Here is a 25,057-nt window from a genome sequence, read left to right on the forward strand (position 1 = left end):
TTAACCGGATATTCGTCATGACACGATTCTGCTTAGCAGAATATATTTCAAACTTTTCAATTTGCAGTCGCATAGCGCGGCTTTTCTCTTTTGACGCTGAATAATCGTATGAATGTCACTGACAGAGGTTCTGATTGTAGATCGCTTCATATTTTCAGTAGGTTATAAATACTTTGATACAAGTGCATTTCGTTCATAAGCGCCTGAAACCCTGTTTCAGGCGCTGCGTCGTTATGCAGTCGACAGGCCATCATCAATTGATGAAAGGGATGAATATGTTAATTGGAATACCCAAAGAGCGATTGCCCAACGAGGCGCGCGTGGCGGCGACGCCGAAAACCGTGGAGCAGCTAATCAAACTGGGTTTTAGCGTTGCCGTCGAGCATGATGCGGGCAAACGCGCCAGTTTTGATGACGAGAGTTTCGTCGCCGCAGGCGCCACCCTTTGCGACAGCCAGCAGATCTGGCAGTCCGATATCGTGCTGAAGGTCAATGCGCCCGACGACGAAGAGATCGCTCTGACCCGTGCGGGAAGCACGCTGGTGAGCTTTGTCTGGCCAGCGCAGAACGCGGCGCTGCTGGAGAAGCTGGCGGCGCGTCAGGTGACCGTGATGGCGATGGATGCCGTGCCGCGCATCTCTCGCGCCCAGTCGCTGGATGCGCTCAGCTCGATGGCCAATATCGCCGGCTATCGCGCTATCGTCGAAGCCGCCCATGAGTTTGGCCGTTTCTTTACCGGACAGATTACCGCGGCGGGAAAAGTGCCGCCGGCGAAAGTGATGGTGATTGGCGCAGGCGTCGCCGGTCTGGCGGCTATTGGCGCGGCGGGCAGCCTCGGCGCCATTGTGCGCGCCTTCGATACCCGCCCGGAAGTGAAAGAGCAGGTGCAGAGCATGGGCGCCGAATTCCTTGAGCTCGATTTCGAAGAGGAAGCGGGCAGCGGCGACGGCTATGCGAAAGTGATGTCAGAAGCCTTTATCAAGGCGGAGATGGCGCTGTTCGCCGCGCAGGCGAAAGAGGTCGACATTATCGTGACCACGGCGCTGATTCCGGGCAAACCGGCGCCGAAGCTGATTACCGCCGAGATGGTGGCCAGCATGAAGCCGGGCAGCGTCATTGTCGATCTGGCGGCGCAAACCGGCGGCAACTGCGAACTGACCGTCGCCGATCGCGTTACCGTCAGCGACAACGGCGTGAAGATCATCGGCTATACCGATCTTCCCAGCCGTCTGCCGACCCAGTCCTCGCAGCTTTACGGCACCAACCTGGTGAACCTGATGAAGCTGCTGTGCAAAGAGAAGAACGTCGAAATCGCCATCGATTTCGACGATGTCGTGGTGCGCGGCGTGACGGTGATCCGCGACGGCGAGGTCACCTGGCCTGCGCCGCCGATTCAGGTCTCCGCCGCGCCGAAAGCCGCGCCTGCGGCCGCGCAGCCGGTAGTCAAGGAGGCGGCGAAGCCCGCACCGACCTGGCGCAAGTATCTGCTGCTGGCGCTGGCGATCGTGCTGTTCGCCTGCCTCGCCAACGTCGCGCCGGCAGAGTTCCTGTCGCACTTCACCGTGTTCGCGCTCGCCTGCGTGGTCGGCTACTACGTGGTATGGAACGTCAGCCACGCGCTGCATACGCCGCTGATGTCGGTCACCAACGCCATCTCCGGCATTATCGTGGTCGGCGCGGTGCTGCAGATGGGGCATGGCGGCTGGGTCACCTTTATTTCGTTTATTGCGGTGCTGATTGCCAGCATCAATATTTTCGGCGGTTTCACCGTCACCCAGCGCATGCTGAAAATGTTTCGTAAGGGGTAACCGATGTCTGGCGGATTAGTAACTGCAGCATACATTGTTGCCGCGATTCTGTTTATTTTCAGCCTGGCAGGGCTCTCAAAGCATGAGACCTCGAAGCAGGGCAATCTCTTCGGCATCAGCGGGATGGCGCTGGCGCTGCTGGCGACCATTTTTGGTCCCGACAGCGGCAACGTCGCCTGGATTTTGCTGGCGATGGTGATCGGCGGCGCTATCGGCGTGCGTCTGGCGCAAAAGGTCGAAATGACCGAAATGCCGGAGCTGGTGGCGATCCTGCACAGCTTCGTCGGCCTGGCCGCGGTGCTGGTGGGTTTCAACAGCTTTATCGATCATGGTCCGGGCCTGCCTGCGGTGATGGAGAATATTCACCTGACCGAAGTCTTCCTCGGCATCTTTATCGGCGCAGTGACCTTTACCGGCTCGCTGGTAGCGTTCGGCAAGCTGCGCGGCAAGATTTCGTCGCGTCCGCTGATGCTGCCGCATCGCCATAAGCTCAACCTGCTGGCGCTGGTGGTCTCTTTCCTGCTGCTGCTGTGGTTTGTACGCACCGAAAGCACCGGCGCGCAGGTATTCGCGCTGCTGCTGATGACGCTGATCGCGCTCGCCTTCGGCTGGCATCTGGTGGCCTCTATCGGCGGCGCCGACATGCCGGTGGTGGTGTCGATGCTTAACTCCTACTCGGGCTGGGCGGCGGCGGCGGCGGGCTTTATGCTGAGCAATGACCTGCTGATCGTTACCGGCGCGCTGGTGGGGTCGTCGGGCGCCATCCTCTCTTACATTATGTGTAAGGCGATGAACCGCTCCTTTATCAGCGTGATCGCCGGCGGCTTCGGCACCGACAGCAGTGCGGGCGGAGAGAGCGAAGAGGCGGGCGAGCATCGTGAAATCAGCGTGGAAGAGACGGCCGAACTGCTGAAGCACTCTTCATCGGTAATTATCACCCCAGGCTATGGCATGGCGGTAGCGCAGGCGCAGTACCCGGTGGCGGAGATCACCGAGAAGCTGCGCGCGCGCGGCGTCAAGGTGCGCTTCGGCATTCACCCGGTCGCGGGTCGTCTGCCAGGCCATATGAACGTGCTGCTGGCGGAGGCGAAAGTGCCTTATGACGTGGTGCTGGAGATGGATGAGATTAACGACGACTTCGCCGATACCGATACCGTGCTGGTCATCGGCGCCAACGACACCGTTAACCCGGCGGCGCAGGACGATCCGCGCAGCCCTATCGCGGGCATGCCGGTGCTGGAAGTGTGGAAGGCGCAGAACGTCATCGTGTTTAAGCGTTCGATGAATACCGGCTATGCCGGGGTGCAGAATCCGCTGTTCTTCAAAGAGAACACGCAGATGCTGTTCGGCGATGCCAAAGCGAGCGTGGAAGGGATACTGAAAGCGCTGTAATGATAAGGGCGGCCAACAGGCCGCCCTGAAGTCGCTGCACATCATAAAATGCGAGTGATAGGACCGAAGAGCAAAGCGTCCCGCGCCAGGGAAGGCGCGGATCGAGCAGCCAGGGATGGCGATTTTGCGTCTTTGCGATCGGGCTTTGTCACTGGCATCAGCACAGTGTCAAAATTAAAGGGCGGCCAACTGGCCGCCCTTGCTCTTATTCCTCATCATCCTCTTCGTCGTCATCATCGAGCGTAATGGGCGAATTGAAATCGTCAGGCTTGATCGCCAGCAAATCGCAGCGCAGATGGTCGATAACCTGTTCCGCCGTATTGCCGAGAAACGCTGCCGACAGGCCGGTGCGCCCGATGGTGCCGAGCACTACAATCCCGGCGCTGAGCTGGCTGGCGATATCGGGGATCACCTCTTCAGGCAGCCCCTTGGCGACGTGGGTAAACTCTTCGCGGATCGCGAACTTCTGACGCAGCGCCTTCATCGCCACCAGATGTTGACCGCGGATCGCGTCGTTATAGACGCTGGGATCGAAGTCGGGCAGTTCAATCGCGATATTGATCGGGGTAATAGGATAGGCGCCCACCAGATGCACCTCGGTATGGTTCACCATCTCCGCCAGCCGCGTGGTTTCGCGGATTAGCTTCTGATTCAGCTCATCGTGGTGCGGCTCCTCGCTGGCGAGATTGACCGCTACTACCGCTTTGCCGCCTTCCGGCCAGGGCTGATCTTTCACCATCCACACCGGACAAGGGCATTTACGCAGCAGATGCCAGTCGGTAGGGGTGAAGATCACCGCTTCCAGCCGGTCGTGCTGATGCGCCATCTTCAGCACCAGATCGTGCCCGTGCGCCAGCACCTCCTGGATAATCGCTTCATAGGGGCGATTATGCCAGACCACCTTGATTTCGATCTCCACGCCCGCCTCAAGATAGGCGCGCGCCTGCTCGCGGATCCACTCGGTGCGCTGGCTGATCACGCCTTGCCGCATCGAGGCGCGCTCGTCAGGGGAGAGCAACGTGGTCATCTCATATGAGAAGTCGTAAATCGGCAGATAGGCTTTGATTTTGCCGCCGATACGCTGATTAAGGTAAACCGCGCGGCGTAGCGCCGGCTGATCGTCTTGCTGGGGATCGATAGCGACCAGCATATTTTGGTAGCGGGACATAGGGAATAACTCCTTAAACCAAGGCGAACTGGTTTAAAGATAGCCTAAGTTAAGGACGGGAAGAAGCGGAAAAGTTGCTGTGGGATCAATAAACTAACAAATTTGCGGCGCGAATCAGAGTTGCAGAGGCGTTGCGCCCATACCTGCAACTCTAATCATTAGGCGGCCAATTAATTAAGCAGCCTGAACGCTCTGACCGGCCAGTTCGGACAGCAGGTCATGGTTTTCAATAGTGATATATTTGCCTTTCACCGCCAGCATGCCCGATTTCTGAAAACGACCCAGCAGGCGGCTGATGGTCTCGACGGTCAGGCCGAGGTAGTTGCCGATATCGCCGCGCGTCATCGTCAGACGGAACTCGCGCTGCGAGAAGCCGCGCTGGCCGAAACGGCGCGAAAGATTCCAGATAAACGCGGCCAGTCGTTCTTCGGCGTTTTTCTTCGACAGCAGCAGGATCATATCCTGGTCGCCTTTGATTTCGCCGCTCATCAGACGCATCATCTGCTGGCGCAGAGCCGGCATTTTGCCTGACAGATCGTCCAGCGTTTCGAATGGGATCTCGCAGACCATCGCCGTTTCCAGCGCCTGCGCGAAGCTCGGGTGGCTGCCGCTCATAATGGCGTCGAAGCCCACCAGATCGCCCGCCAGGTGGAAGCCGGTAATCTGCTCATCGCCCTGTTCGGTGATGGTATAACTTTTGATAGTGCCGGAGCGGATAGCGTAGAGCGATTTCAAATCATCGCCCGCTTTAAACAGCGTCTGGCCTTTTTGAATCGGTTTTTTGCGCTCGATAATATTGTCGAGCTGATCCAGCTCATGTTCGTTCAGGGTGAACGGAATGCACAGCTGACTAATGCTGCAGTCCTGACAGTGGATGGCACAGCCACCTGACTGAATACGGCGAATGGTGCGTTTTTCAGTGATCATAATGTACGCTCGACGATTATTGACTGGGGTCAATTTTAACATTTTTTGTGCTGAAGGGAACTCGTCCGAGCAGTTTTAGGCTTATAAAGAGTAGGGATGCCAGGCGTGGCGCGGAACCGCGCTGTAGCAAGCCCTGCGCGTCACATTTTTGCGATTTGGCACGAAAACTTTCCACTTTTTTTGATCCCGATGCGCATTTTCTAAACAGCAATCTGGCGCGATTCAGCGCTGGCGCACCTTTTTTGGCGTTTGCTACTATTGCATCTGCAAAGGCGGATTTGATCTCTGTTTCCTTGATAACCTGGAGTGAGAAATGACTATGAACCTGGACGATGAAGACCTGTTTCGGGATGCCATGGGTGACGTCACTCCATTGAAAGACAGCGCCAGCACCCTGTGGCTGAAATCGCCCTCGACCAAAGCGCCGCGTCGGCCTGACGCAGAGGCGGAAGAAGAGAACTTTCTGACGCGTGGCTACCTCGACATCATTCCCCTTGCAACGCCGCTGGAGTATAAGGCCGACGGCATTCAGCAGGGGGTGCTGGATAAGCTGCGCAAAGGGGAATACAAGATGGACGCCAGCCTCAACCTGCTGCGCCAGCCGGTGGAGACCTGCCGGCAGGCGGTATTTAGTTTTATGCAGCAGGCGCGTAAGGATGGGTTGCGCAATTTATTGATCATTCATGGCAAAGGACGCGACAACGAATCCCATGCCAATATCGTGCGCAGCTATCTGGCGCGCTGGCTGCGTCAGTTCGACGACGTCCAGACCTTTTGCACCTCGCAGCCGCAGCACGGCGGCGCGGGCGCGCTCTATGTCGGCCTGCGTAAGACCGAAAAGGCGCGGCTGGACAACCGCGAGCGTCATGCGAAACGTAGCCGTTAATCCGGCGCCTTGCGGATGGTCGCCATCAGGATCTCAGCGCTAAGGCTCAAAGGATAGCCGGTGCGGGTAATAATCCCTACCGGTTCCCCTGGCCCGGATGAGCTGATGGGCAGGGCGCACAGCGCGTTATGCGCCAGATCTTCCTTAATAGCGCCCGACGGCACAAACCAGACATAGTCATAGCGCAGCGCCAGCTGACGCGCCAGCGAGGTTGACGAGGTTTCAACGCAGGTGCTCGGCAGGGTGCAGCCCTGTTCATCGAGCATCTGCTGCGCGATGCGGCGCGGCGCGGTGCCTTCAGGCGAAATTACTACCGGCCACTGCATCGCGCGGGAAAGAGTGACGTTGTCACTTAAAAGCGGGTGTTCAGGGCGCACCACCAGCTTGAGGGATTCAAGAAACAGCAGCTCGTAGGTGAGTCCGGCCATCATATCGCTGTCCGCCATACGACCGATGCCGATCTCGAATTCGCCCGCGCGCAGCCCGGCGAGCAGCACGTTATTGTGCAGAGTGGCGACCTGCACGGTCGCATGGGGCTGCTGCTGGTGAAAACGATCGAGAATTTGCGGCAGCATGCCCATGGCTGCGGTGGTCAGCGCGCCGAGGCGGATCACCACCGGACGCGTCGAGACCGGCAGATTAACGCTCTGGCCCGCGTGGTTGAGCGCATCCAGCACCTTCACCGCGTGGATCAAAAACTGTTCGCCCATGGTAGTGAGCTGCGCGCCCAGTCGGCCGCGCTCAAAAAGGCGAACGCCTGTCAGCTCCTCAAGCTCGTTAAGGGTTTTTGACAGCGCAGGCTGGCTAAGGCTCAGCGTTTCCGCCGCGCGCCCCAGGGTTCCCTGCTGCGCCACCGCAACAAAGGTATGAAGATGGCGCAAGCGAATGCGCTGATTGAAAAGGATATTTTTGTCCATCTCTCAAACTTAATGAGTTTTAACGCCGGTCGGCAACCAGTAAAGCTGGGTTTTGTTAACTTTGCTGCAAAATAAAATTAACAAAAAGCCTCGTTTTACGCGAGTTATTGATAAAGCGAAAAAATTAGCTGACTAATCAGCAGTCCCTGCTCATTGAGTTGATCCCACCAGCACAAATTCAACAGGTTAGCGCTTTAAAGTTGAATAATTCTCAATATCATATAAAAATCTGGCGTCTTATCGTTAACGATGGGCTATCATAACCGCCGTTTTTTTTACCAAAACTGATGCCTCAGGGTGAGCGCAGTGAGGAGTTCGCAGTGACCAGCGTCGAAGCCGTGGACGTTCGCCAGTTAATCAATCAGTCAGCGCTCAGCCGCTGGCAAAAGCGTCTGATCGCGCTCTGCTTCATCGTCGTTGCCCTTGACGGCATGGATATCGCCTTAATGGGCTTTATCGCGCCGACGCTGAAGGCGGGCTGGGGGGTAACCAACCATCAGCTTGGCGTGGTGATCAGCGCGGCGTTGGTCGGGCTGGCGCTCGGCGCAATGCTGGCGGGGCCGCTGGCCGATCGCTACGGTCGACGCATGATGATTATTCTGAGCGTCTTTTTCTTCGGGCTCTGGACGCTCGCCACCGCGCTGGCGAACAACATCGAGCAGATGATGCTGTTTCGCTTCCTTACCGGTCTGGGGCTGGGCGCGGCGATGCCCAACGTCGGCACGCTGGTGGCGGAGTATGCGCCGGAGCGCCGCCGCGCCTTTCTGATCACCGTGGTGTTCTGCGGCTTTACCTTCGGCGCCGCCAGCGGCGGTTTCGCCGCCTCCTGGCTGCTGCCGCGCTATAACTGGCATGCTGTGATGATGCTGGGCGGCATTCTGCCGCTGGCGGTGCTGCCGTTTCTGGTGCGCGGCCTGCCGGAGTCGGTGCGCTTTCTGATCAGCCGCCGTGCGCCAGCGACGCGCATTCACGCCATTCTCGAGCGGATGCTGCCGGGCGCGACGCGGCCCGACAGCGCGTTTCACTCTCAGGAGCCGACGCTGCCGACGCAGGGCGCAATCGCTACCGTGGTATCGCGTCGCTATCTGTTCGGCAGCCTGATGCTATGGGGCGGCTATTTTATGGGGCTGTTTCTGGTCTACCTGATAGGCAGCTGGCTGCCGTCGCTGATTAATACGCTGGGCATGTCGGTCACCGAAGCGGCCATTATCACCGCGATGTATCAGGCGGGCGGCACCCTTGGCTCGCTGTTCGCCGGCTGGCTGATGGATCGCTTCAACGCCACGCTGGCGCTGGCGGCAATCTACTTCTGCGGCGGGCTGGCGGTCGTCGCGCTGGGCTTCTCTCCGGCGGAAGTCGGGATGATGAGCGGCATCGCCTTTCTCAGCGGCTTCTGCTTCAACGGCGCCAACACCGGCATGAACGCGCTGTCGGCCAGCTACTATCCCACCCATGCGCGCGCGACGGGCTCTAGCTGGATGCACGGCGTCGGACGCGTCGGCGCTATCCTCAGCGCCTTTGTCGGCGCGGAGATGCTTTCGCTTGGCTGGTCATTCAGTCTGATCTTTGTGCTGCTGGCGATCCCTGCGCTGCTGACGACGATAATGCTGGTGATGAAAAACCGCTTCGGCTTTAAGCCGATCACAAATCCGTAACTTTTTCGCCTGCCGACAGCGCGTTGCTCTACAGTAGCAGCAATCTCGATCACGTCAGGAGCAGGCAGCATGAATCACTTCCTTAGCGCAGACGCTATTCGTACGCGCTTCTCGCAGGCGATGTCCGCTATGTATCAGCAAGAAGTGCCGCAGTACGGCACCCTGATGACGCTGGTGCAGCGCGTCAACGAGGACTGTTTAACCAATCGTCCCGCGTTAAAAAGCCGGCTGGCTGCGGCGGATGAGCTGGACCGCCTTAACCTGGAGCGTCACGGCGCCATTCGCGTCGGCACGGCGCAAGAGCTCTCAACGCTGCGGCAGATTTTCGCGGTGATGGGGATGGAGCCGGTCGGCTATTACGATCTCTCGCAGGCGGGCGTGCCGGTGCACTCCACCGCGTTTCGGCCGGTGAGCGACGCGGCACTGCGGCGCAATCCCTTTCGCATTTTTACCTCGCTGCTGCGGCTGGAGCTGATCGACGATCTCTCGCTGCGTGAAAAAGCGGCGGCGATTCTGGCGCAGCGCGATATCTTCACGCCGCGCTGCCGGGCGCTGATTGCCCAGCACCAGCAGCAGGGCGGCCTGGATGAAGCAGACGCCGACGCCTTCGTTAAAGAGGCGCTGGAGACTTTCCGCTGGCACGTGCTGAGCACCGTCGACAGCGCCACCTATCAGGCGTTAAGCCAGCAGCATCGTCTGGTCGCCGATGTGGTTTGCTTTCCGGGATGCCATATCAACCACCTGACGCCGCGCACTCTCGATATCGACCAGGTACAGACGCTGATGCCGGAATACGGCATCGATCCCAAGGCGCTGATTGAAGGCCCGCCGCGACGCGAGGTGCCGATTCTGCTGCGTCAGACCAGCTTTAAAGCGCTGGAGGAGCCGGTGATTTTTCAGCAGGGCGAAAGCGGCACCCATACCGCGCGCTTTGGCGAAATCGAGCAGCGCGGCGCGGCGCTGACGCCGAAAGGCCGCGCGCTCTACGATCGTCTGCTGACGGCAGCCGGTACCGGCGTCGACAACCAGCAGCATCAGCAGCACCTGGCCGAGGTGTTTCGCGCCTTTCCCGATGATGAGCACAGCCTGCGCGAACAGGAGCTTGCCTGGTTTGCCTACCGGCTGAGCGAACAGGGCGAGGCGCAGCCGCCGCAGCCGGGCGAATCGCTGGCGGCGCTGATTGAACAGGGCCGTATCATTGCCGATCCGATCGTGTATGAGGATTTCTTGCCGGTCAGCGCGGCAGGCATCTTTCAGTCAAATCTGGGCGATCGGGCGCAGGGCCGTTCCGCCGGCCACGCCAGCAGGGCCGATTTTGAAGCAGCGCTGGGCGCGCCGGTACAGGATGAAATGCAGCTTTATCAGGCGCGCCAGCAGCAATCGCTGGCCCGATGTGGTTTCCACGACGCTTAGCGGCGTCGATTCAGCATAATCTGCAAATGCACTAAGGACATAGACAACATCTTAACGGCCTGTAGATAATGCCTTAACGCTTTATCAGGGAACAGGTAATGAAAAACAGACGACCTCTGCGCCTCAGCACAGCCGAAGGCGAGCTTAGAGGAAGTATGGATGATGATCTCTTTGTCTTTAAGGGTATTCCATATGCCGCCGCGCCAGTGGGCGCGCTGCGCTGGCGCGCGCCGCAGCCGGTAGCGCCGTGGCGCGAGGTGCGCAACGCGACCGAGTTCGGCGCCGCCTGCTGGCAGAATCGCGCGCTCTGCGCCGTCGCGGGCGGCGGCGATCCCGGTCCGCTCAGCGAAGACTGCCTTTATCTCAACGTCTGGACGCCGGACATCGAACCTGCGCGGCCGCTGCCGGTCATGGTGTGGCTGCACGGCGGCGGCTTCGTAATGGGGTCGGGCGGGCTGGCGCCTTATAACGGCAAGCCGCTGGCGGCGCGCGGCGCCGTAGTGGTGACAATTAATTACCGCCTCGGCCACCTCGGCTTTTTCGCTCATCCGGCGCTGGACGCGGAATATCGCGACGGCGGCATAGTCAACAATTTCGCCTTGCTCGATCAGATTGCCGCGCTGCAGTGGGTGCAGCGCAACATCCCCGCGTTTGGCGGTGATCGAGACAACGTCACGTTATTCGGCGAATCCTCTGGCGCGCGCAGCGTGCTTTCGCTCTGCTGCTCGCCGCTGGCGGAGGGGCTGTTTCATAAAGCCATTGTGCAGAGCGCCTACAGCCTGCCAGACAAACCGCGCAAGGCGGCGCTGCAGCAGGGCGAGCAGGTCGCGGCGCATTTCGGTCTGCCCAATGCCACCGCGCAACAGCTGCGCGCGCTGCCTGCCGACGCCTTCTGGCCGCTGGAGTCGCCTTTATGGCACGGGCCGGTGCCGATTGCCGGCGATGCGGTGCTGCCCCAGCCGATGCTGAATACCTTTATGGCCGCGCGCCAGCATCGCATTCCGCTTATGGCGGGCAGCAACAGCGACGAAGCGAGCGTGCTGGAATACTTCAAGGTCGACAGCGCCGAGGTGATGCGCCAGCTGCGCGTCAACCGGCCGTTCAGCTACCGGCTGCTGAAGTGGCTTTACGATATTCACGATGACCGCCTGCTGGGACGCGCGGCGGCGCGCGATATGGCCTTCAGCGTCATGCCGTGGATCCTGATGCGCGCGCAGCACAATGTCGGCATGCCGGGCTGGCGCTACTGGTTCGACTATATCTCCGAGCAGTCGCGCGATCTCTATTCGCACGGCGCCTGGCACGGCAATGAAGTGCCCTATACGTTCAATACCCTTACGGCGATGCAGCCCGCCGACAGCGAACGGCCCTATACCGCCGCCGATCGCGCCTTTGCGCAGCGTATGGCGGATTACTGGTTCGCCTTTGCGCGCGACGCGAGCGCATTCAGCCATCGGCTGGAGGGGGAAATTAGCTGGCCTGTCTGGCATCCCGGCGATGACGTCACGCTGGCGTTCGGCGAGGGCGGAAAAGAGGCGCTGCTGCTAAAGCGCAATTTCTTACGCGCCCGCCTGAGGCTGTTTCGCCTGATGATGAAAAGCATGGTGAAGCTTTGACGGCTAATTAATAAGGCGCCGGCAAGGTTTATCACCCATTCTTGCCGAGACGAATGCTGTTAAATCATCAGGTTATCTCTGCGCCGCGCTGGCGCATTGAGCAACTTTATTGCTAACTAAAAGGCTGTACCTTCCTTAATCCCTGCCGATAACGCCTGTATGCCCGAGATTATCGGGCCCCTCTCGGTTTTCACCGTCAAGGATTTGGCTATGGGTATATTAAAAAACTTCACGATTCGCGCCGTTATGCTGTGGATTCTCGGCCTGTTTTGCCTGCTGTGGTGCGCAGTGGGCTGGTTCAGCGTCCATTCGCTCGGCAAGCTCAGCAACGGCAATGATGTCGACCGCCATCTGGTCGCGCAGATGACCACTTTAAGCAAGGGCAACGACCAGTATTTCCGCGTCATTACGCGCCTGTCGCGCGTGATGGAGATGAAAGCCGGCGGCGCGCAGCCAGCTGACGCCGACTGGAAGCCGGTACAGCAGGCGCTGGACAATATGACCCAGCAGCTGGCGCAGTTTAAGCAGATGGCGCCCGGCCCGATGGAGCCGCAGATCGTAGACCAGACCATCGCCAGCTGGCAAAAGCTGCTCGACGAGGGCGTGGTGCCGCAGCTGGAGAAGGCGCGCCAGGGGTCGCTTGAGGTCTATCGTCAGCACGCCAGTACGGTAACGCCCGCGCTGAGCCGCGCCTTTGGCGCCAGCGCCGAAGCCTTTAACCAGGCGGCGGCGATTAAGCTCGATCAGACCCGTGTTAACGTCGATCGCCTGACCGTGCTGACCAAAATCACGCTGATGGCGGCGGTGTTCGCCGGCCTGCTGATCCTGCTTTTTACCGATCGCTATCTGGTCACCATGCTGGTTAAGCCGCTGGACCGTATCCGCGAGCATTTCGCCGTGATCGCCACTGGCGATCTCAGCCAGCCGGTCACGCCGTTCGGCCGCAACTGCGTCGGCAAACTGGTGCCGCTGCTGAGCGCCATGCAGGATAGCCTGCGCGAAGCGGTAAGCGCCATTCGCAGCGGCACTGAGAACATTTCCCGCGGCGCGGCGGAGATTTCGGCAGGCAACAACGATCTCTCTTCCCGCACCGAAGAGCAGGCGGCGGCGCTGGAGCAGACCGCTGCCAGCATGGAGCAGCTGACCGCGACGGTAAAATTCAACGCCGACAACGCCCGCCAGGCCAGCAGGCTGGCGGAAACCGCCTCGTCAACCGCACAGCAGGGCGGCCAGCTGGTGAGCGAAGTGGTCTCTACCATGAACGGCATCTCCGGCAGCTCGAAAAAGATCGCCGAGATCACCAGCGTCATTAACGGCATCGCCTTCCAGACCAATATTCTGGCGCTGAACGCGGCGGTGGAAGCGGCGCGCGCCGGCGAGCAGGGTCGCGGCTTCGCGGTGGTCGCCAGCGAGGTACGCAATCTGGCGCAGCGTAGCGCTGCCGCGGCGAAAGAGATCGCCGCGCTGATTGAGGATTCGGTGCAGCGCGTCGACAAGGGCGCGGCGCTGGTGGGCAACACCGGCAACACCATGCACCATATTCTCAAGTCGGTGCAGGACGTGGACGCCATCATGAAGCAGATCGCCGCCGCGTCGGAAGAGCAGAGCAAAGGCATTTCGCAGGTCGGCGTCGCCGTCACCGAAATGGACAGCGTTACGCAGCAGAACGCCTCGCTGGTGGAAGAGGTCTCCGCCGCCGCTGCCGCGCTGGCGCGTCAGACCGAATCGCTGGAAGCCTCCGTCTCCCGTTTCCGCCTCTCGTCGCAGGAGCCGCTGGCCAGCGCGCCGGCACGCAACAGCCGTCCGATCCCGACCGCCGGCGTCACGCCGCGTCCTAAAGAGGAGTCAAGCGCCGACTGGGTCACCTTTTAAGCGCGTGACAGCCACGCCGCCAGATCCGCAAGGTAAGGCGGCGCTTCCCTGACCGGGCGCTGCAGCAAACTGTAGGCCGCCCCGGTCTTCACCTGGCTGGCGAACGGCGCAATCAGACGCCCGTTCGCCAGATCGCTCTCCACCAGATTGATATCCGCCACCGTTACGCCAAACCCCTGTATCGCCGCGCTGATCGCCAGATCCATGGTGCTGAAGTGTTGATTACGCGTCATCGTCAGCCTGGTGTTCTGGGCGCTGAGCCACAGCTGCCAGTCGCGAGTATCGCCGGTGGGGTGCAGAAAGGTCATGGAGGCCAGCGCCTCGGGCGAGGCGGGCGGCGCGGCGTCGGCCGCCATCACCGGCGTAATCGACTCGTCAAACAGGTGGATCGCCCCAGGCGGCGGCGTGCCGTACAGAATAGCGGCGTCGAACCCCTCCAGCTGCGCGTGATGTTCTAGCGTGGTGGTCAGCGCGACGTGCAGCTCAGGCCGCTGCTGCTCCAGCGCCACCAGCCGCGGCACCAGCCAGCGCATGGCGCAGGTCGGCGCCTTAAGCCGGATCACCCCATGCTGGCGCATCGCCTTGTCCGTCGCGCCCGCTATCAGCTCGAACCCCTGACGCAGCTCCGGCAGCAGCGCCGCGCCCTGCGAGGTCAGGCACAGACCGCGCGCGTGGCGCTCGAACAGCGTGAACCCCAGATAGTGTTCAAGGGTGGCGATTTTGCGGCTCACCGCGCCCTGGGTAATACAGAGTTCGCCCGCTGCCCGCGTCAGGTTGAGATGACGCGCGGTCACCAGGAAAGCGTGTATGGCGTTAAGCGGCAGAGAACGCGGCATCATCACTCCAGCTATGCAAATTAGTCATGGCTATTATGACAACAATTCGCTTGTCGGCTCAAGCGCCGGGTCGTTGAATAGATATCAACGAAATCGACATTTTTATGCAGCCGAGCAGGAGCCCGCCCGATGAAAAGCAGCGTTAACGTGACCTCGAAACTGCCCGACGTAGGCACCACCATATTCAGCGTTATCGGCCAGCTCTCCGCGCAGCACCAGGCGATTAACCTGTCGCAGGGCGCGCCCAATTTTCCGTGCGATCCGGCGCTGGTGGAAGCGGTCAGCCGCGCCATGCGTGAAGGCTATAACCAGTACGCGCCGATGGCCGGCTGGCCCGCGCTGAAAGAGGCGCTGGCGGCCAAGGTCACGGCGCTCTATGGCCAGCACTACGATCCCGCGACCGAAGTGCTCATCAGCGGCAGCGCCAGCCAGGGCATCTATATGGCGATTACAGCGCTGGTGAACCCGGGCGACGAGGTGATTTTTTTCGAGCCCGCCTTCGACAGCTACGCGCCGGTGGTGCGTTTGCAGGGCGGCACGCCGGTTGGCCTGAAGCTGCAATTTCCTGACTACGCCATCGACTGGGAAGCGCTGCGCGCCGCGCTGACGCCGCGCACCCGCATGATCATTATCAACACGCCGCACAACCCGAGCGCGCAGGTGCTGACGCCTGCCGATCTGGCGCAGCTGGCGGCGCTGACGCGCGGCACCGATATCGTGGTGCTTTCTGATGAAGTCTATGAGCATATCCTGTTCGACGGTCGCGCCCACTGCGGCATGGCGACCCATCCGGAGCTGGCGCAGCGCAGCGTTATCGTCTCCTCTTTCGGCAAGACCTTTCACGTAACCGGCTGGCGCGTCGGCTACTGCCTTGCGCCGGCCGAGCTGATGGAGGAGCTGGTGAAGGTGCACCAGTTTATGATGTACGCCGCCGATACGCCGATGCAGATCGGCTTTGCGCACTATCTGCAGCGCGCCGAGAACTATCTGTCGCTGTCGGCGTTCTATCAGCAGAAGCGCGATCGCCTGGTGACGCTGCTGCAGGATTCGCCCTTTAAACTGCTGCCGTGCGCCGGTTCGTTTTTTGTTTTGGCCAGCTACGGACATTTCAGTGACGAACCTGACAGCGAGATGGTAAAACGTCTTATCGTCGAACACGGCGTGGCAACCATTCCGCTTTCGGCGTTTTATATGGACGGCACCGACAACAACGTGATTCGTCTCTCTTTTGCTAAAGACGACGCCACCCTGCAGCGCGGCGCGGAAGCGCTCTGTCGGGTGAAGGGTTAATCTCAGGGGAAAACAAAATGAAAAAAATCAATGCGCTCTTTCTTGCGCTGGGCATGATGAGTTCAGTGCACGCGCTGGCGGCGGAAACGCTGCGTTATGGCCTTGAATCGCAGTATGCGCCGTTTGAGAGCCGCAATGCGCAGGGCGAGCTGGAAGGGTTCGATATCGAGCTGGGCAAGGCCATTTGCGCCACCGGCAATTTCAACTGTCAATGGGTAGAGAGCAGTTTCGACGCCTTGATCCCGGCGCTGCAGGCGAAGAAGTTTGACGCCATTAACTCGGCGATGAACATCACCGAGGCGCGGGCGAAAAGCATCGACTTCACAAAGCCGATCTACCGCATTCCAAGCATGCTGATCGTGAAAGAGGGCGAGAAGCTGCAGCCGACCGCTGAGGCGCTGAAAGGCAAGAATATCGGCGTGCTGCAGGGCTCGATTCAGGAGACCTACGCCAAGAAGCACTGGGAGCCACAGGGCGTCACCGTGACCTCCTATCAGGATCAGAATCAAGTCTATAACGATATGGTCGCGGGCCGTCTGGACGGTACGCTGGTGATGTCCGCCGCCGGCCAGTCGGGCTTCCTCGATAAACCGCAGGGCAAAGGCTTTGTTTTTGCCGGCAAGGCGGTCGAGGACGACGCGATTCTCGGCTCCGGCATCGGTTTCGGCCTGCGTAAGGGCGATACGAAGCTGAAGCAGGAGCTGGATGCGGCGATTACCAAAATTCAGGATGACGGCACGGTGAAAAAGCTGGCGGCGAAATATTTCCCCGGCATTGACGTCAGCGCGACGAAATAGCAAAAAAGGCGGCCGAATGGCCGCCTTTTTTCTCACCTGCGCAGCCTTTAGCCCTGCGCCGCCAGTAAGCAAAGCCTTTCCGCCACCTGATAGGACTTCACAAAAGATGAAATCGGCAGAAACTCGAAGCGGGAATGAAAGTTGTGCGCGCCGGTAAAGAAGTTCGGCGTCAGCAGCCCTTTCGCCGACAGCGCCGCGCCGTCGGTGCCGCCGCGCATCGGGATCATCTTCGGTTCGATATCGAGATCCGCCAGCGCGGCGAAGATCAGATCGATCGCGCGACGATCCTCGCCCACGGCGTTGCTGATGTTGCTGTAGATGTCGCTGATACTGATGGCGACGCTGCCGGTTGGATAGCGCTGCGCAATCTCCGCCACGGCCTGCTGCAGCTGCGCTTTACGCGCGGCAAACTGCGCCAGATCGAAATCGCGAATCGAGGCCTTCAGCGTCGCCTGGCTGGCGCCTGCCTGCATCTCGTTAAACCAGATATAGCCTTCGCGGCCCTCGGTATGCTCCGGCGTTTCCTTGCGGTCGAACAGGCTGATAAAGTCGTGCGCCATCAGCAGCGGATTGACCAGTACCCCTTTGGCCGACATCGGATGCGCCGGCACCCCGGTAAAGGTGATCTCCGCCGACGCGCCGTTGAAGTTCTCATAGACCACTTCGCCCAGTTCACAGCAGTCGATGGTCCAGGCGAAGTCGACGTTGAAGCGCTTTTCCAGATCGAGCGCCTTCGCGCCGCGCAGGCCAATCTCTTCGTCGGGCACAAAGGCCACCACGATATCGCCGTGATCGCCCTGCAAATTTTCCATCAGCGTCATCACCACCGTCACCGCGGCTTTATTGTCCGCGCCCAGCACGCTGGTGCCGTCGCTGAAAATAATCTCCTCGCCGAGATAGGGAGCGATCTCCGGGTGTTCGTCGCGACGCAGCCAGATATCTTCGCGCGCGTTGAGCAACAGATCTTCGCCTTGCCAGGTGAGGATCTGCGGATGAATATCGGGCGAGAGCCCTACATCAACCGTATCGATATGGGTGATAAACCCGATGCGCGGCGCACTGGGGCGGTTGCCGCGCTTCACCGCCGTCACCGTGGCGCAGTCGTCGATTTCCACCTTATCCAGCCCGAGGGCGGTCAGCTCCTGCGCCAGCAGCTGCGCCATGGCGTGCTGGCTCGGCGTGCTCGGCAAGGTGGCTGATGTCGCGTCGCTCTGGCTGCTGACCGCCAGGTAGCGAAAAAAACGTTGAGTTAACTGAGTTGCAAGGGCTGTCATCACCGATCCTTATTTGTCTGCCAACAGCGGGATTCGTTATGTTACGAAAACGTGGTATCCATAAAGCGTCTGGATCATTTAGGGAATCTGACCAACGGAAGTCAATAAAAAGTGAGGAAATGATGAAAGTGAAGATAGCGATGCTGGCGTTGCTGACCGCGACTCTGGCGCATAACGCCGGCGCGAAAACGCTGGTTTACTGCGCCGAAGGGTCGCCGGAAAACTTCAATCCGCAGCTCTACACCTCGGGGACCAGCGTGGACGCCAGCGCGGCGCCGGTTTTCAACCGGCTGGTTGATTTCAAATATGGCACCACTGAACTGGTGCCGAGCCTGGCGGAAAGCTGGGAGATAAGCCCGGACGGCAAGGTCTACACCTTCCATCTGCGCAAAGGCGTTAAGTTTCAGAGCAATAAAGCCTTCAGGCCCAGCCGCGACTTCAACGCCGACGACGTTATCTTCTCTTTTATGCGGCAGATGGATAGCAAAAATCCCTATCACAACGTCTCTGGCGGCACCTACGCGAACTTCGACAGCCTCGAGTTAACCACCCTGATCAAGAGCATCGATCGCGTCGACGACCACACCGTGCGCTTTACCCTGAATCACGCAGAGGCGCCTTTCCTCGCCGATCTCGCCTGGTATTTCGCTTCCATCCACTCCGCTGAATATGCTGACCAGATGCTAAAGGCGGGCACGCCGGAGAAGGTCGATATGGATCCCATCGGCACCGGGCCGTTCCAGCTGGTGCAGTATCAGAAAGACTCGCGCATTCTCTATAAGGCCTTTCCAGAGTACTGGGCGGGCAAGGCAAAGCTGGACCGCGTCGTGTTCAGCATTACGCCGGACGCCTCGGTGCGGCTTGCCAAGCTGGAGAAGGGCGAATGTCAGATCATGCCATTCCCGAATCCCGCAGACCTGGAGAAAATGCGCAGCAATCCGGCGATCAACCTGATGCAAAAGGCGGGGCTGAATACCGGCTTCCTCGCGTTCAACACCACTAAAGCGCCGCTGGATAAGGTGGAGGTGCGACAGGCGCTGGCGATGGCGATCAACAAACCCGCCATTATCGACGCGATTTTCAAAGGCACCGGCACCGCGGCGAAGAACATTCTGCCGCCGGGCGTCTGGAGCGAAAACAGAGACCTTAAAGATTACAGCTACGATCCCGAGAAAGCTAAAGCGCTGCTACAGCAGGCGGGCATCAAGCCCGGCACGGAAATCGCGCTCTGGGCGATGCCGGTTTCGCGTCCCTACAACCCTAACGCGCGCCGTATGGCGGAGATGATTCAGGCGGACTGGGCGAAGGTCGGCATCAAGGCCTCTATCGTCACCTACGAATGGGGCGAGTATCTCAAGCGGGTGCGCAGCGGCGAGCATCAGGCGGCGCTGATGGGATGGACCACCGCCACGGGCGATCCCGATAACTTTTTCGGGCCGCTCTACAGCTGCAAATCGACCCAGGGCGGTTCCAACTCCTCGAAGTGGTGCTATCAGCCGTTTGAAAAGCTGATCGCCGAGGCGCGCGCCGAACCGGATCAGGGCAAGCGCACCGCGCTCTACCTGCAGGCGCAGCAGATCATGCATGATCAGATGCCCGCGGTGATGATTGCCCACTCGACCATCTTCGAGCCGGTGCGCAAAGAGGTGAGCGGCTACGATATCGATCCGTTCGGCAAGCACATCTTCTATCCGGTCGATATTAAAGAGTAATCAGGCCAGTCCGGCGGCGATCGCGCTGATACGCTGCTGGAGAAACGCGAGAAAGGGCGACAGCGCCGCGTTGCGCTGTCGCCCCGAGACGCGCTGTAGCTGCAGCGTGCGCTGGCTGAGCTGGTCGACGCCCATCTCGCGCAGCACCAGCTGCTGGGTTTGCGCTGCGTTGAACAGGGTAAAGGCGCTGCTGATGGTGATCGCCTCAGGGGTATTGAGCAGAAACTGGTAGAGCGTGGCGAAATAGTCGCAGGTCAGCACCGGCTCAATCACACAGCCGCGCATCTGACAGGCGAGATCGAACAGCTGCCGCACCGTGGTGTTCTGCTCCGGCAGCGCCATGGGATAGTGGCTGAGCGCTTCCAGCGTCACCGGCTGTTGCGCCAGCGGATGATCTTTCTGCATTGCCAGCAGCACCGGCGCGGGCCAGGAGCCGATGACTTCCACGCCGCGCTCTGGATGAAGGCTAAACTGCAGCGCCACGTCGCACTCTCCGGCGCGCACGCGTTCCGCTACGCTCTGTGCGCTCTCGACCTTTAGCGCGAAATAGACGCCGGGATTCAGCGCGCGAAACTCCGCCAGCAGGCCTGGCAGCAGGCTGAACGCCATGCCGTCGGTGCAGGCGACGCGAATAAGCGTGCGGCGGATCGCCTTCAGCCCCTTAATCTCCGCCAGCGCATACTCCATATCCAGCTGGCTTTGGCGTACCTGACGGGCAAAAATTTCTCCCGCCTCATTGAGCACCATGCCGCGCGCGTGACGATCGAACAGCGGCGCGCCCACCTGCGCCTCCAGCCGCTGGATCTGTCGGCTGATAGCGGAGACCGCCACAAACAGCTGCTCGCTGGCGGCGCTCAGCGAACCGCTGTTGGCCACGGCAAGGAAATAACGGATCTCACTGCTCAGCATCGTCTCTCCTCTGCACCCCAGCGGTGCATGCTTCTTTATCGGGCATTTTAGCGTTGCTTTTAAAGCAAGGCTATGTCGATAAATTGATAATTGTGGCAACGCCAGCCTTTTGGCAAAGATAGAGCAACAGACAATAAAAAAAGACAGGGCAAACATGACGGAACAACAGGCAATTCAACAGGCGATGCGCTATTTCGACAGCGGAGAATTCCAGCGGCTTCTGGCGCGTCGCGTGGCGTGCGCCACCGAAAGTCAGCGGGCGGATCGCGACGGCGAGCTGAATCACTATTTGCAGCAGGAGATCGCGCCGCAGCTGGCGGCGCTCGGCTTTACGCTGCACCTTATCGACAATCCGGCAGCGGAGAATCCTCCCTTTCTGGTAGCGACGCGCATCGAGGATGAGACGTTGCCGACGCTGCTGGTTTACGGACACGGCGACGTGGTGTTCGGCGACGATGAAAACTGGCGCGACGGCCTGAATCCCTGGCAGCTGACCGAAGAGGGCGATCGCTGGTATGGCCGCGGCAGCGCCGACAATAAAGGTCAGCACTGCGTCAATCTGGCGGCGCTGGAGCAGGTTTACCAGGCGCGCGGCGGCCGTCTCGGCTTCAACTGCAAAATTCTGTTCGAGATGGGCGAAGAGATCAGCTCGCCGGGGCTGGCCGAGCTATGCCGCCAGCAGCAGGCGCTGCTGCGCGCCGATCTTTTTATCGCCTCCGACGGCCCGCGCGTCAGCGCGCCGCGGCCGACGCTGTTTCTCGGCTCGCGCGGCGCGGTCAATTTTCGCCTCACCATCCGCGCGCGCGACAATGCCTATCACTCCGGCAACTGGGGCGGGCTGCTCAGCAATCCCGGCATCCAGCTGGCGAACGCCATCGCCTCGCTGGTCAACGCGCGCGGCGTACTGCAGGTCGAGGCGCTGAAGCCCGACTCGCTGAGCGCGGCGGTACGCGCCATCCTCAGCGATATCGAGGTGGGCGGCATGCCGGGCGATCCGGCGCTGGACGCCGGCTGGGGCGAACCGGGCCTGACGGCGGCGGAGCGCCTGTACGGCTGGAACACGCTGGAGGTGCTGGCCTTCGAGACCGGCAATCCGGCGCGCCCCATGAACGCGATCCCCGGCGAGGCGACCGCAGTATGCCAGCTGCGCTTTGTGGTGGGCACCGACTGGGAAAACCTGGTGGCGCACGTCGAGGCGCATCTGCGCGCCCACGGATTCGACTCTGTGCAGGTCGAGTTTTTGCGCGGCTCGCCCGCCACGCGTCTCGATCCGCAAAGCCCGCTGGTCGCCTGGGCGCTGGAGAGCCTGGCCGTCAGCAGCGGCAAAAAGCCAGCGCTGCTGCCGAACCTGGGCGGTTCTCTGCCGAACGAGGTCTTTTCGGCGATCCTCGGCCTGCCGACCCTGTGGGTACCGCACTCCTATCCCGCCTGCGGCCAGCACGGCGTCAACGAGCATATGCTGAAGTCCGTGGCGCGCGAAGGCCTGCAGATCATGACGCGGCTGTTCTGGCAGCTGGGCGAAGAGGGCGAGGCGCTGCTGGCGCGGCAGCAGGCTTACCAGGGAGCGCGGGTATGAGCACGCTGACGCAAGCAGCAACGCAGGTTCAGGCGAAGCCGAGCCTGCACAAAACCCTGTTCGCCACCTGTATTGGCAACGCGCTGGAGTGGTTCGATATTGCGGTCTACGGCTTCTTCGCCAGCTATATCGCCCACGCCTTTTTCCCCACCAGCGACGCCTCCGTATCGCTGCTGTTAACGTTCGGCAGCTTTGGCGTCTCTTTTCTTATCCGCCCGCTCGGCGCGGTGGTGCTGGGCAACTACGCCGATCGCCACGGCCGCAAAAAGGCGCTGCTGCTCTCTATCAATCTGATGATGCTGGGCGGCGCGATCATTACCTTTATGCCGGAATACGGCACCATCGGGCTGGCGGCGCCGCTGCTGATCATGCTGGCGCGCCTGATTCAGGGCTTTTCGGCAGGCGGTGAGTTCGGCAGCTCGACGGCGTTTCTGGTGGAGCATTTCCCCGAGCGCAAAGCCTTTATCGCCAGCTGGCAGTTCGCGACGCAGGGCGCCAGCACGCTGATGGCCTCTGCCTTCGGTCTCGGGCTGACGCAGATCCTCAGCGAGGCGCAGATTCAGTCCTGGGGCTGGCGCATTCCTTTCGCCTTTGGTCTGTTGATCGGTCCGCTGGGGATCTATATCCGCCGCCACGTTCACGAGCCGGCCAGCTTTGCCCGGCAGGAGAAAAACGCGGCGCCGTTGAAGCAGCTGTTTGGCGGTCAGAAAGAGCTGATGCTGCTGGCGGTCGGGCTGATGGTGATCTCAACGGCGGTTAACTACATGCTGAACTATGTGCCGACCTACGCCACCAAAACGCTGCATCTGCCGGGCAGCGTCGCGTTTAGCGCTACGCTGCTGGCGGGGGCGATCCTCACCCTGGTGACGCCGCTGATGGGGCTGTGGGCCGAGCGCGTAGGGCGCGTGCCGCTGATGTGGGGTTCGCTGCTGCTGTTGCTGGTGACCATCTATCCCGCCTTCCGCTATATGGTGAATCACACTTCGGCGCTGACGCTGATGTTGCTGGTGGGCTGGATGGCGCTGCTGAAATCGATCTACTTTTCCACCGTGCCGTCCGTGATGGCGGATCTCTTTCCCTCCGGCACGCGCGCCAGCGGCATGGCGATCAGCTACAACGTCGCGGTGACGATATTCGGCGGCTTCGCGCCGCTGGTCTGCACGCTGCTGATAAACGCCACCGGCAGCAGTCTCGCACCGGGCTACTACCTGATGGCGGTATCGCTGCTGAGCGCCGCGGCGCTGCTGCGTAGCCGGTCGCGCGTAGCCTGAGCGCCGAGTGGCAGGCGGGTAAGCGGGTCCGATCGCAAAGGCGCAATACGCCTTCCCTGGCAGCTCGGCTCGCGCCCTCCCTGACGCGAGACGCTTTGCTCTTCGGACCCGCTTACTCGCCCGGGCGCTCAGACCGCCCGGAAAGGGCGGTCTGAGCATTACAGCGAAAACTGCAGATAGGCGACGTGCGTCTGCAGATACTCTTCCAGCCCATGTCGACCGTCGGCGCCGCCGATGCCCGATTTGCGCCAGCCCGCATGGAACCCCTGCATCGCCTCAAAATTCTCGCGGTTAACGTAGGTTTCGCCGAACTTCAGCTTACGCAGCGCCACCATGGTGGTATTCAGATCCCGCGTATAGAGAGAGGAGGTGAGGCCGTACTCGCAGTCGTTGGCCAGCGCAATGGCCTCGTCCAGCGTTTTGAAGGTCATCACCGGCAGCACCGGCCCAAAGATCTCCTCGCGCATAATCTCCATATCCTGACGGACGTCGGCGATAATCGTCGGCTGAAAAAAGAAGCCCTTTTCACCGGCGCGCTTGCCGCCCAGCACCACCTTGCCGCCCGCCGCCACGGCGTCCGCCACTTTCTTCTCGACGCGCGCCAGCGCGGCGGCGTTAATCAGCGGCCCCATATCCAGATCGCGCTGCTCCGCCGGAGCGCCGAAAGTCACGCCTTTGAACGCCTCGGTTAACGCAGTCATAAAGCGATCGTAAATGCCCTCCTGCACATAGACGCGCTCCGCGCAGTTGCATACCTGGCCGCTGTTGATCACGCGGGAGCTGACGATCGCCTTAACCGCTAGCTCGACGTCGGCATCGTCCATCACGATGGCGGGCGCCTTGCCGCCCAGCTCCAGCGACACTTTAGTCACGTTCTTCGCTGCTGCCGTCATGGTGGCGATGCCTGCGCCGACGCTGCCGGTCAGGCTGACCAGACCGACCTTCGCGTTTGCGGCCAGCTCCTGTCCAATCTCCGGGCCATAGCCATAGACAAAGTTAATTACGCCCGGCGGCAAACCAATGTGATGAACGATCTCGGCAAAGATGCCGGCGTTAAGCGGCGTCAGCTCGCTGGGCTTAATCACGATGGTATTGCCGGTGATCAGCGCGGGCGCAGCTTTACGAGCGATTAAAAAGAAAGGGAAGTTCCACGGCAGAATTCCGGTGGTAACGCCGATCGCCTTTTTAAAGACGAAAATATTTTCATTGGGCCGATCGCTGTTGACGATCTCGCCTTCATAGCGGCGCGCCCATTCGGCCATATATTCCAGATAATCTGCGGTGAACAGCACCTCGGTCTGCGCCAGCCCCTGCGTTTTGCCGCCTTCGGCGACGATAGTGGCAGTAAGTTCCGGCTCGCGGTCGCGAATAGCGGCGGCCAGCTTGCGCAGCCAGCCGCCGCGCTCTACGGCGGGCAGCGCCTCCCATGCCGGCTGCGCGGCTTCGGCGGCGTCAATGGCGCGGCTGGCGTCCTGCGCACAGCCTTCAGGTATGCGAGCCAGCAGCGCTTCGGTGGCGGGGTTGATCACCTCAATCCAGCTGTCTGCGCTGTGCGCGACAAACTCGCCGTTAATGTAATGTTTGAGTTCTGTTGTCATCTGCCGAATCTCCGATGTCGGGTACGTTAATAAAATGTTTTATAAATGCAGCGTGAAACAAAATGGAAGAGGAGACCTTAGTCTGATTGCCACAGGCGGTGCCGCGCTGGCAAACAGACGCAGATTGGAACGATGAGGGC

Annotated in this window: 19 protein-coding genes; 12 read left to right on the top strand and 7 right to left on the bottom strand. The window is 60.5% G+C overall.

The genetic code is table 11. The features are described 5' to 3' along the window. Nucleotides 1–275: 275 nt before the first annotated feature. Together pntA and pntB are read left to right on the top strand one after the other, a co-directional pair. Nucleotides 276–1,808: a Re/Si-specific NAD(P)(+) transhydrogenase subunit alpha gene (gene pntA / locus PVE98_RS09905; RefSeq protein ID WP_096073899.1), complete on the top strand. Its 1,533-nt coding sequence runs from the start codon at nt 276–278 to the stop codon at nt 1,806–1,808. 3 nt (nt 1,809–1,811) lie between these two features. After that, entirely contained in the window at nt 1,812–3,200 is a 1,389-nt protein-coding gene (gene pntB, locus PVE98_RS09910) for a Re/Si-specific NAD(P)(+) transhydrogenase subunit beta (protein WP_033747091.1), read from the top strand. A 205-nt stretch (nt 3,201–3,405) separates the two neighbouring features. On the opposite strand, the gene uspE is transcribed toward pntB, so the two are convergent. Further along, on the bottom strand, nt 3,406–4,368 hold the full coding sequence (gene uspE / locus PVE98_RS09915) for a universal stress protein UspE (RefSeq protein ID WP_033747093.1): 963 nt from the start codon (nt 4,366–4,368) through the stop codon (nt 3,406–3,408). Between the two features lie 174 nt (nt 4,369–4,542). Continuing rightward, entirely contained in the window at nt 4,543–5,295 is a 753-nt protein-coding gene (locus PVE98_RS09920; RefSeq protein ID WP_033747095.1) for an FNR family transcription factor, read from the bottom strand. A 319-nt stretch (nt 5,296–5,614) separates the two neighbouring features. Here PVE98_RS09920 and smrA point away from each other — a divergent pair, with 319 nt between their 5' ends. After that, nucleotides 5,615–6,181, top strand: coding sequence for a DNA endonuclease SmrA (gene smrA / locus PVE98_RS09925; RefSeq protein ID WP_096073898.1), 567 nt, complete (start codon nt 5,615–5,617; stop codon nt 6,179–6,181). Here the strand turns inward: smrA and PVE98_RS09930 are convergent. After that, nucleotides 6,178–7,098, bottom strand: a complete 921-nt coding sequence (locus PVE98_RS09930; protein WP_033747097.1) for a LysR substrate-binding domain-containing protein — start codon at nt 7,096–7,098, stop codon at nt 6,178–6,180. The two genes, smrA and PVE98_RS09930, sit on opposite strands and share 4 nt — an antisense overlap. 320 nt (nt 7,099–7,418) lie before the next feature. Here PVE98_RS09930 and PVE98_RS09935 point away from each other — a divergent pair, with 320 nt between their 5' ends. The 4 genes from PVE98_RS09935 (at nt 7,419) to PVE98_RS09950 (ending at nt 13,654) form a co-directional block, all read left to right on the top strand. Next, nucleotides 7,419–8,753 (top strand): aromatic acid/H+ symport family MFS transporter, encoded by a 1,335-nt coding sequence (locus tag PVE98_RS09935; protein ID WP_096073176.1) that lies wholly within the window; start codon nt 7,419–7,421, stop codon nt 8,751–8,753. A gap of 69 nt (nt 8,754–8,822) precedes the next feature. Beyond that, a complete protein-coding gene (locus tag PVE98_RS09940) occupies nt 8,823–10,166 on the top strand; it encodes a VOC family protein (protein ID WP_313619308.1) in 1,344 nt (447 codons plus the stop codon). Between the two features lie 98 nt (nt 10,167–10,264). After that, nucleotides 10,265–11,782 (top strand): carboxylesterase/lipase family protein, encoded by a 1,518-nt coding sequence (locus tag PVE98_RS09945; protein ID WP_096073174.1) that lies wholly within the window; start codon nt 10,265–10,267, stop codon nt 11,780–11,782. Between the two features lie 210 nt (nt 11,783–11,992). Further along, entirely contained in the window at nt 11,993–13,654 is a 1,662-nt protein-coding gene (locus tag PVE98_RS09950) for a methyl-accepting chemotaxis protein (RefSeq protein WP_096073173.1), read from the top strand. Here the strand turns inward: PVE98_RS09950 and PVE98_RS09955 are convergent. Beyond that, nucleotides 13,651–14,493: a LysR substrate-binding domain-containing protein gene (locus tag PVE98_RS09955; protein ID WP_096073172.1), complete on the bottom strand. Its 843-nt coding sequence runs from the start codon at nt 14,491–14,493 to the stop codon at nt 13,651–13,653. The two genes, PVE98_RS09950 and PVE98_RS09955, sit on opposite strands and share 4 nt — an antisense overlap. A gap of 126 nt (nt 14,494–14,619) precedes the next feature. Between PVE98_RS09955 and PVE98_RS09960 the strand changes: the two genes are divergently transcribed. Beyond that, on the top strand, nt 14,620–15,780 hold the full coding sequence (locus PVE98_RS09960; RefSeq protein WP_096073171.1) for a methionine aminotransferase: 1,161 nt from the start codon (nt 14,620–14,622) through the stop codon (nt 15,778–15,780). 17 nt (nt 15,781–15,797) lie between these two features. Further along, nucleotides 15,798–16,577 carry a transporter substrate-binding domain-containing protein gene (locus PVE98_RS09965; protein WP_033747113.1) on the top strand — a complete coding sequence of 260 codons (780 nt, stop codon included), beginning with the start codon at nt 15,798–15,800 and terminating at the stop codon, nt 16,575–16,577. A gap of 47 nt (nt 16,578–16,624) precedes the next feature. Here PVE98_RS09965 and pepT read toward each other — a convergent pair whose 3' ends face one another. After that, a complete protein-coding gene (gene pepT, locus PVE98_RS09970; protein ID WP_369826181.1) occupies nt 16,625–17,851 on the bottom strand; it encodes a peptidase T in 1,227 nt (408 codons plus the stop codon). A 122-nt stretch (nt 17,852–17,973) separates the two neighbouring features. On the opposite strand from pepT, the gene PVE98_RS09975 reads away from it, so the two are divergent. Then, a complete protein-coding gene (locus tag PVE98_RS09975) occupies nt 17,974–19,563 on the top strand; it encodes an ABC transporter substrate-binding protein (RefSeq protein WP_096073897.1) in 1,590 nt (529 codons plus the stop codon). On the opposite strand, the gene PVE98_RS09980 is transcribed toward PVE98_RS09975, so the two are convergent. Continuing rightward, the gene (locus PVE98_RS09980) at nt 19,564–20,472 is read right to left on the bottom strand and encodes a LysR family transcriptional regulator (protein ID WP_096073169.1); all 909 of its coding nucleotides are present in this window, start codon (nt 20,470–20,472) and stop codon (nt 19,564–19,566) included. 154 nt (nt 20,473–20,626) lie between these two features. Here PVE98_RS09980 and PVE98_RS09985 point away from each other — a divergent pair, with 154 nt between their 5' ends. Together PVE98_RS09985 and PVE98_RS09990 are read left to right on the top strand one after the other, a co-directional pair. Continuing rightward, nucleotides 20,627–22,048, top strand: a complete 1,422-nt coding sequence (locus tag PVE98_RS09985) for a M20 family metallopeptidase (protein ID WP_096073168.1) — start codon at nt 20,627–20,629, stop codon at nt 22,046–22,048. Then, a complete protein-coding gene (locus tag PVE98_RS09990; RefSeq protein ID WP_096073167.1) occupies nt 22,045–23,319 on the top strand; it encodes an MFS transporter in 1,275 nt (424 codons plus the stop codon). The genes PVE98_RS09985 and PVE98_RS09990 overlap by 4 nt, the downstream gene beginning before the upstream one ends. 158 nt (nt 23,320–23,477) lie before the next feature. Here PVE98_RS09990 and aldA read toward each other — a convergent pair whose 3' ends face one another. Beyond that, nucleotides 23,478–24,917 carry an aldehyde dehydrogenase gene (aldA, locus tag PVE98_RS09995; RefSeq protein ID WP_096073166.1) on the bottom strand — a complete coding sequence of 480 codons (1,440 nt, stop codon included), beginning with the start codon at nt 24,915–24,917 and terminating at the stop codon, nt 23,478–23,480. Nucleotides 24,918–25,057: the final 140 nt, after the last annotated feature.

It is taken from the genome of Pantoea sp. GABEPS69, assembly GCF_045780835.1.
GTDB classification, from domain to species: Bacteria; Pseudomonadota; Gammaproteobacteria; order Enterobacterales; family Enterobacteriaceae; genus Pantoea; species Pantoea septica.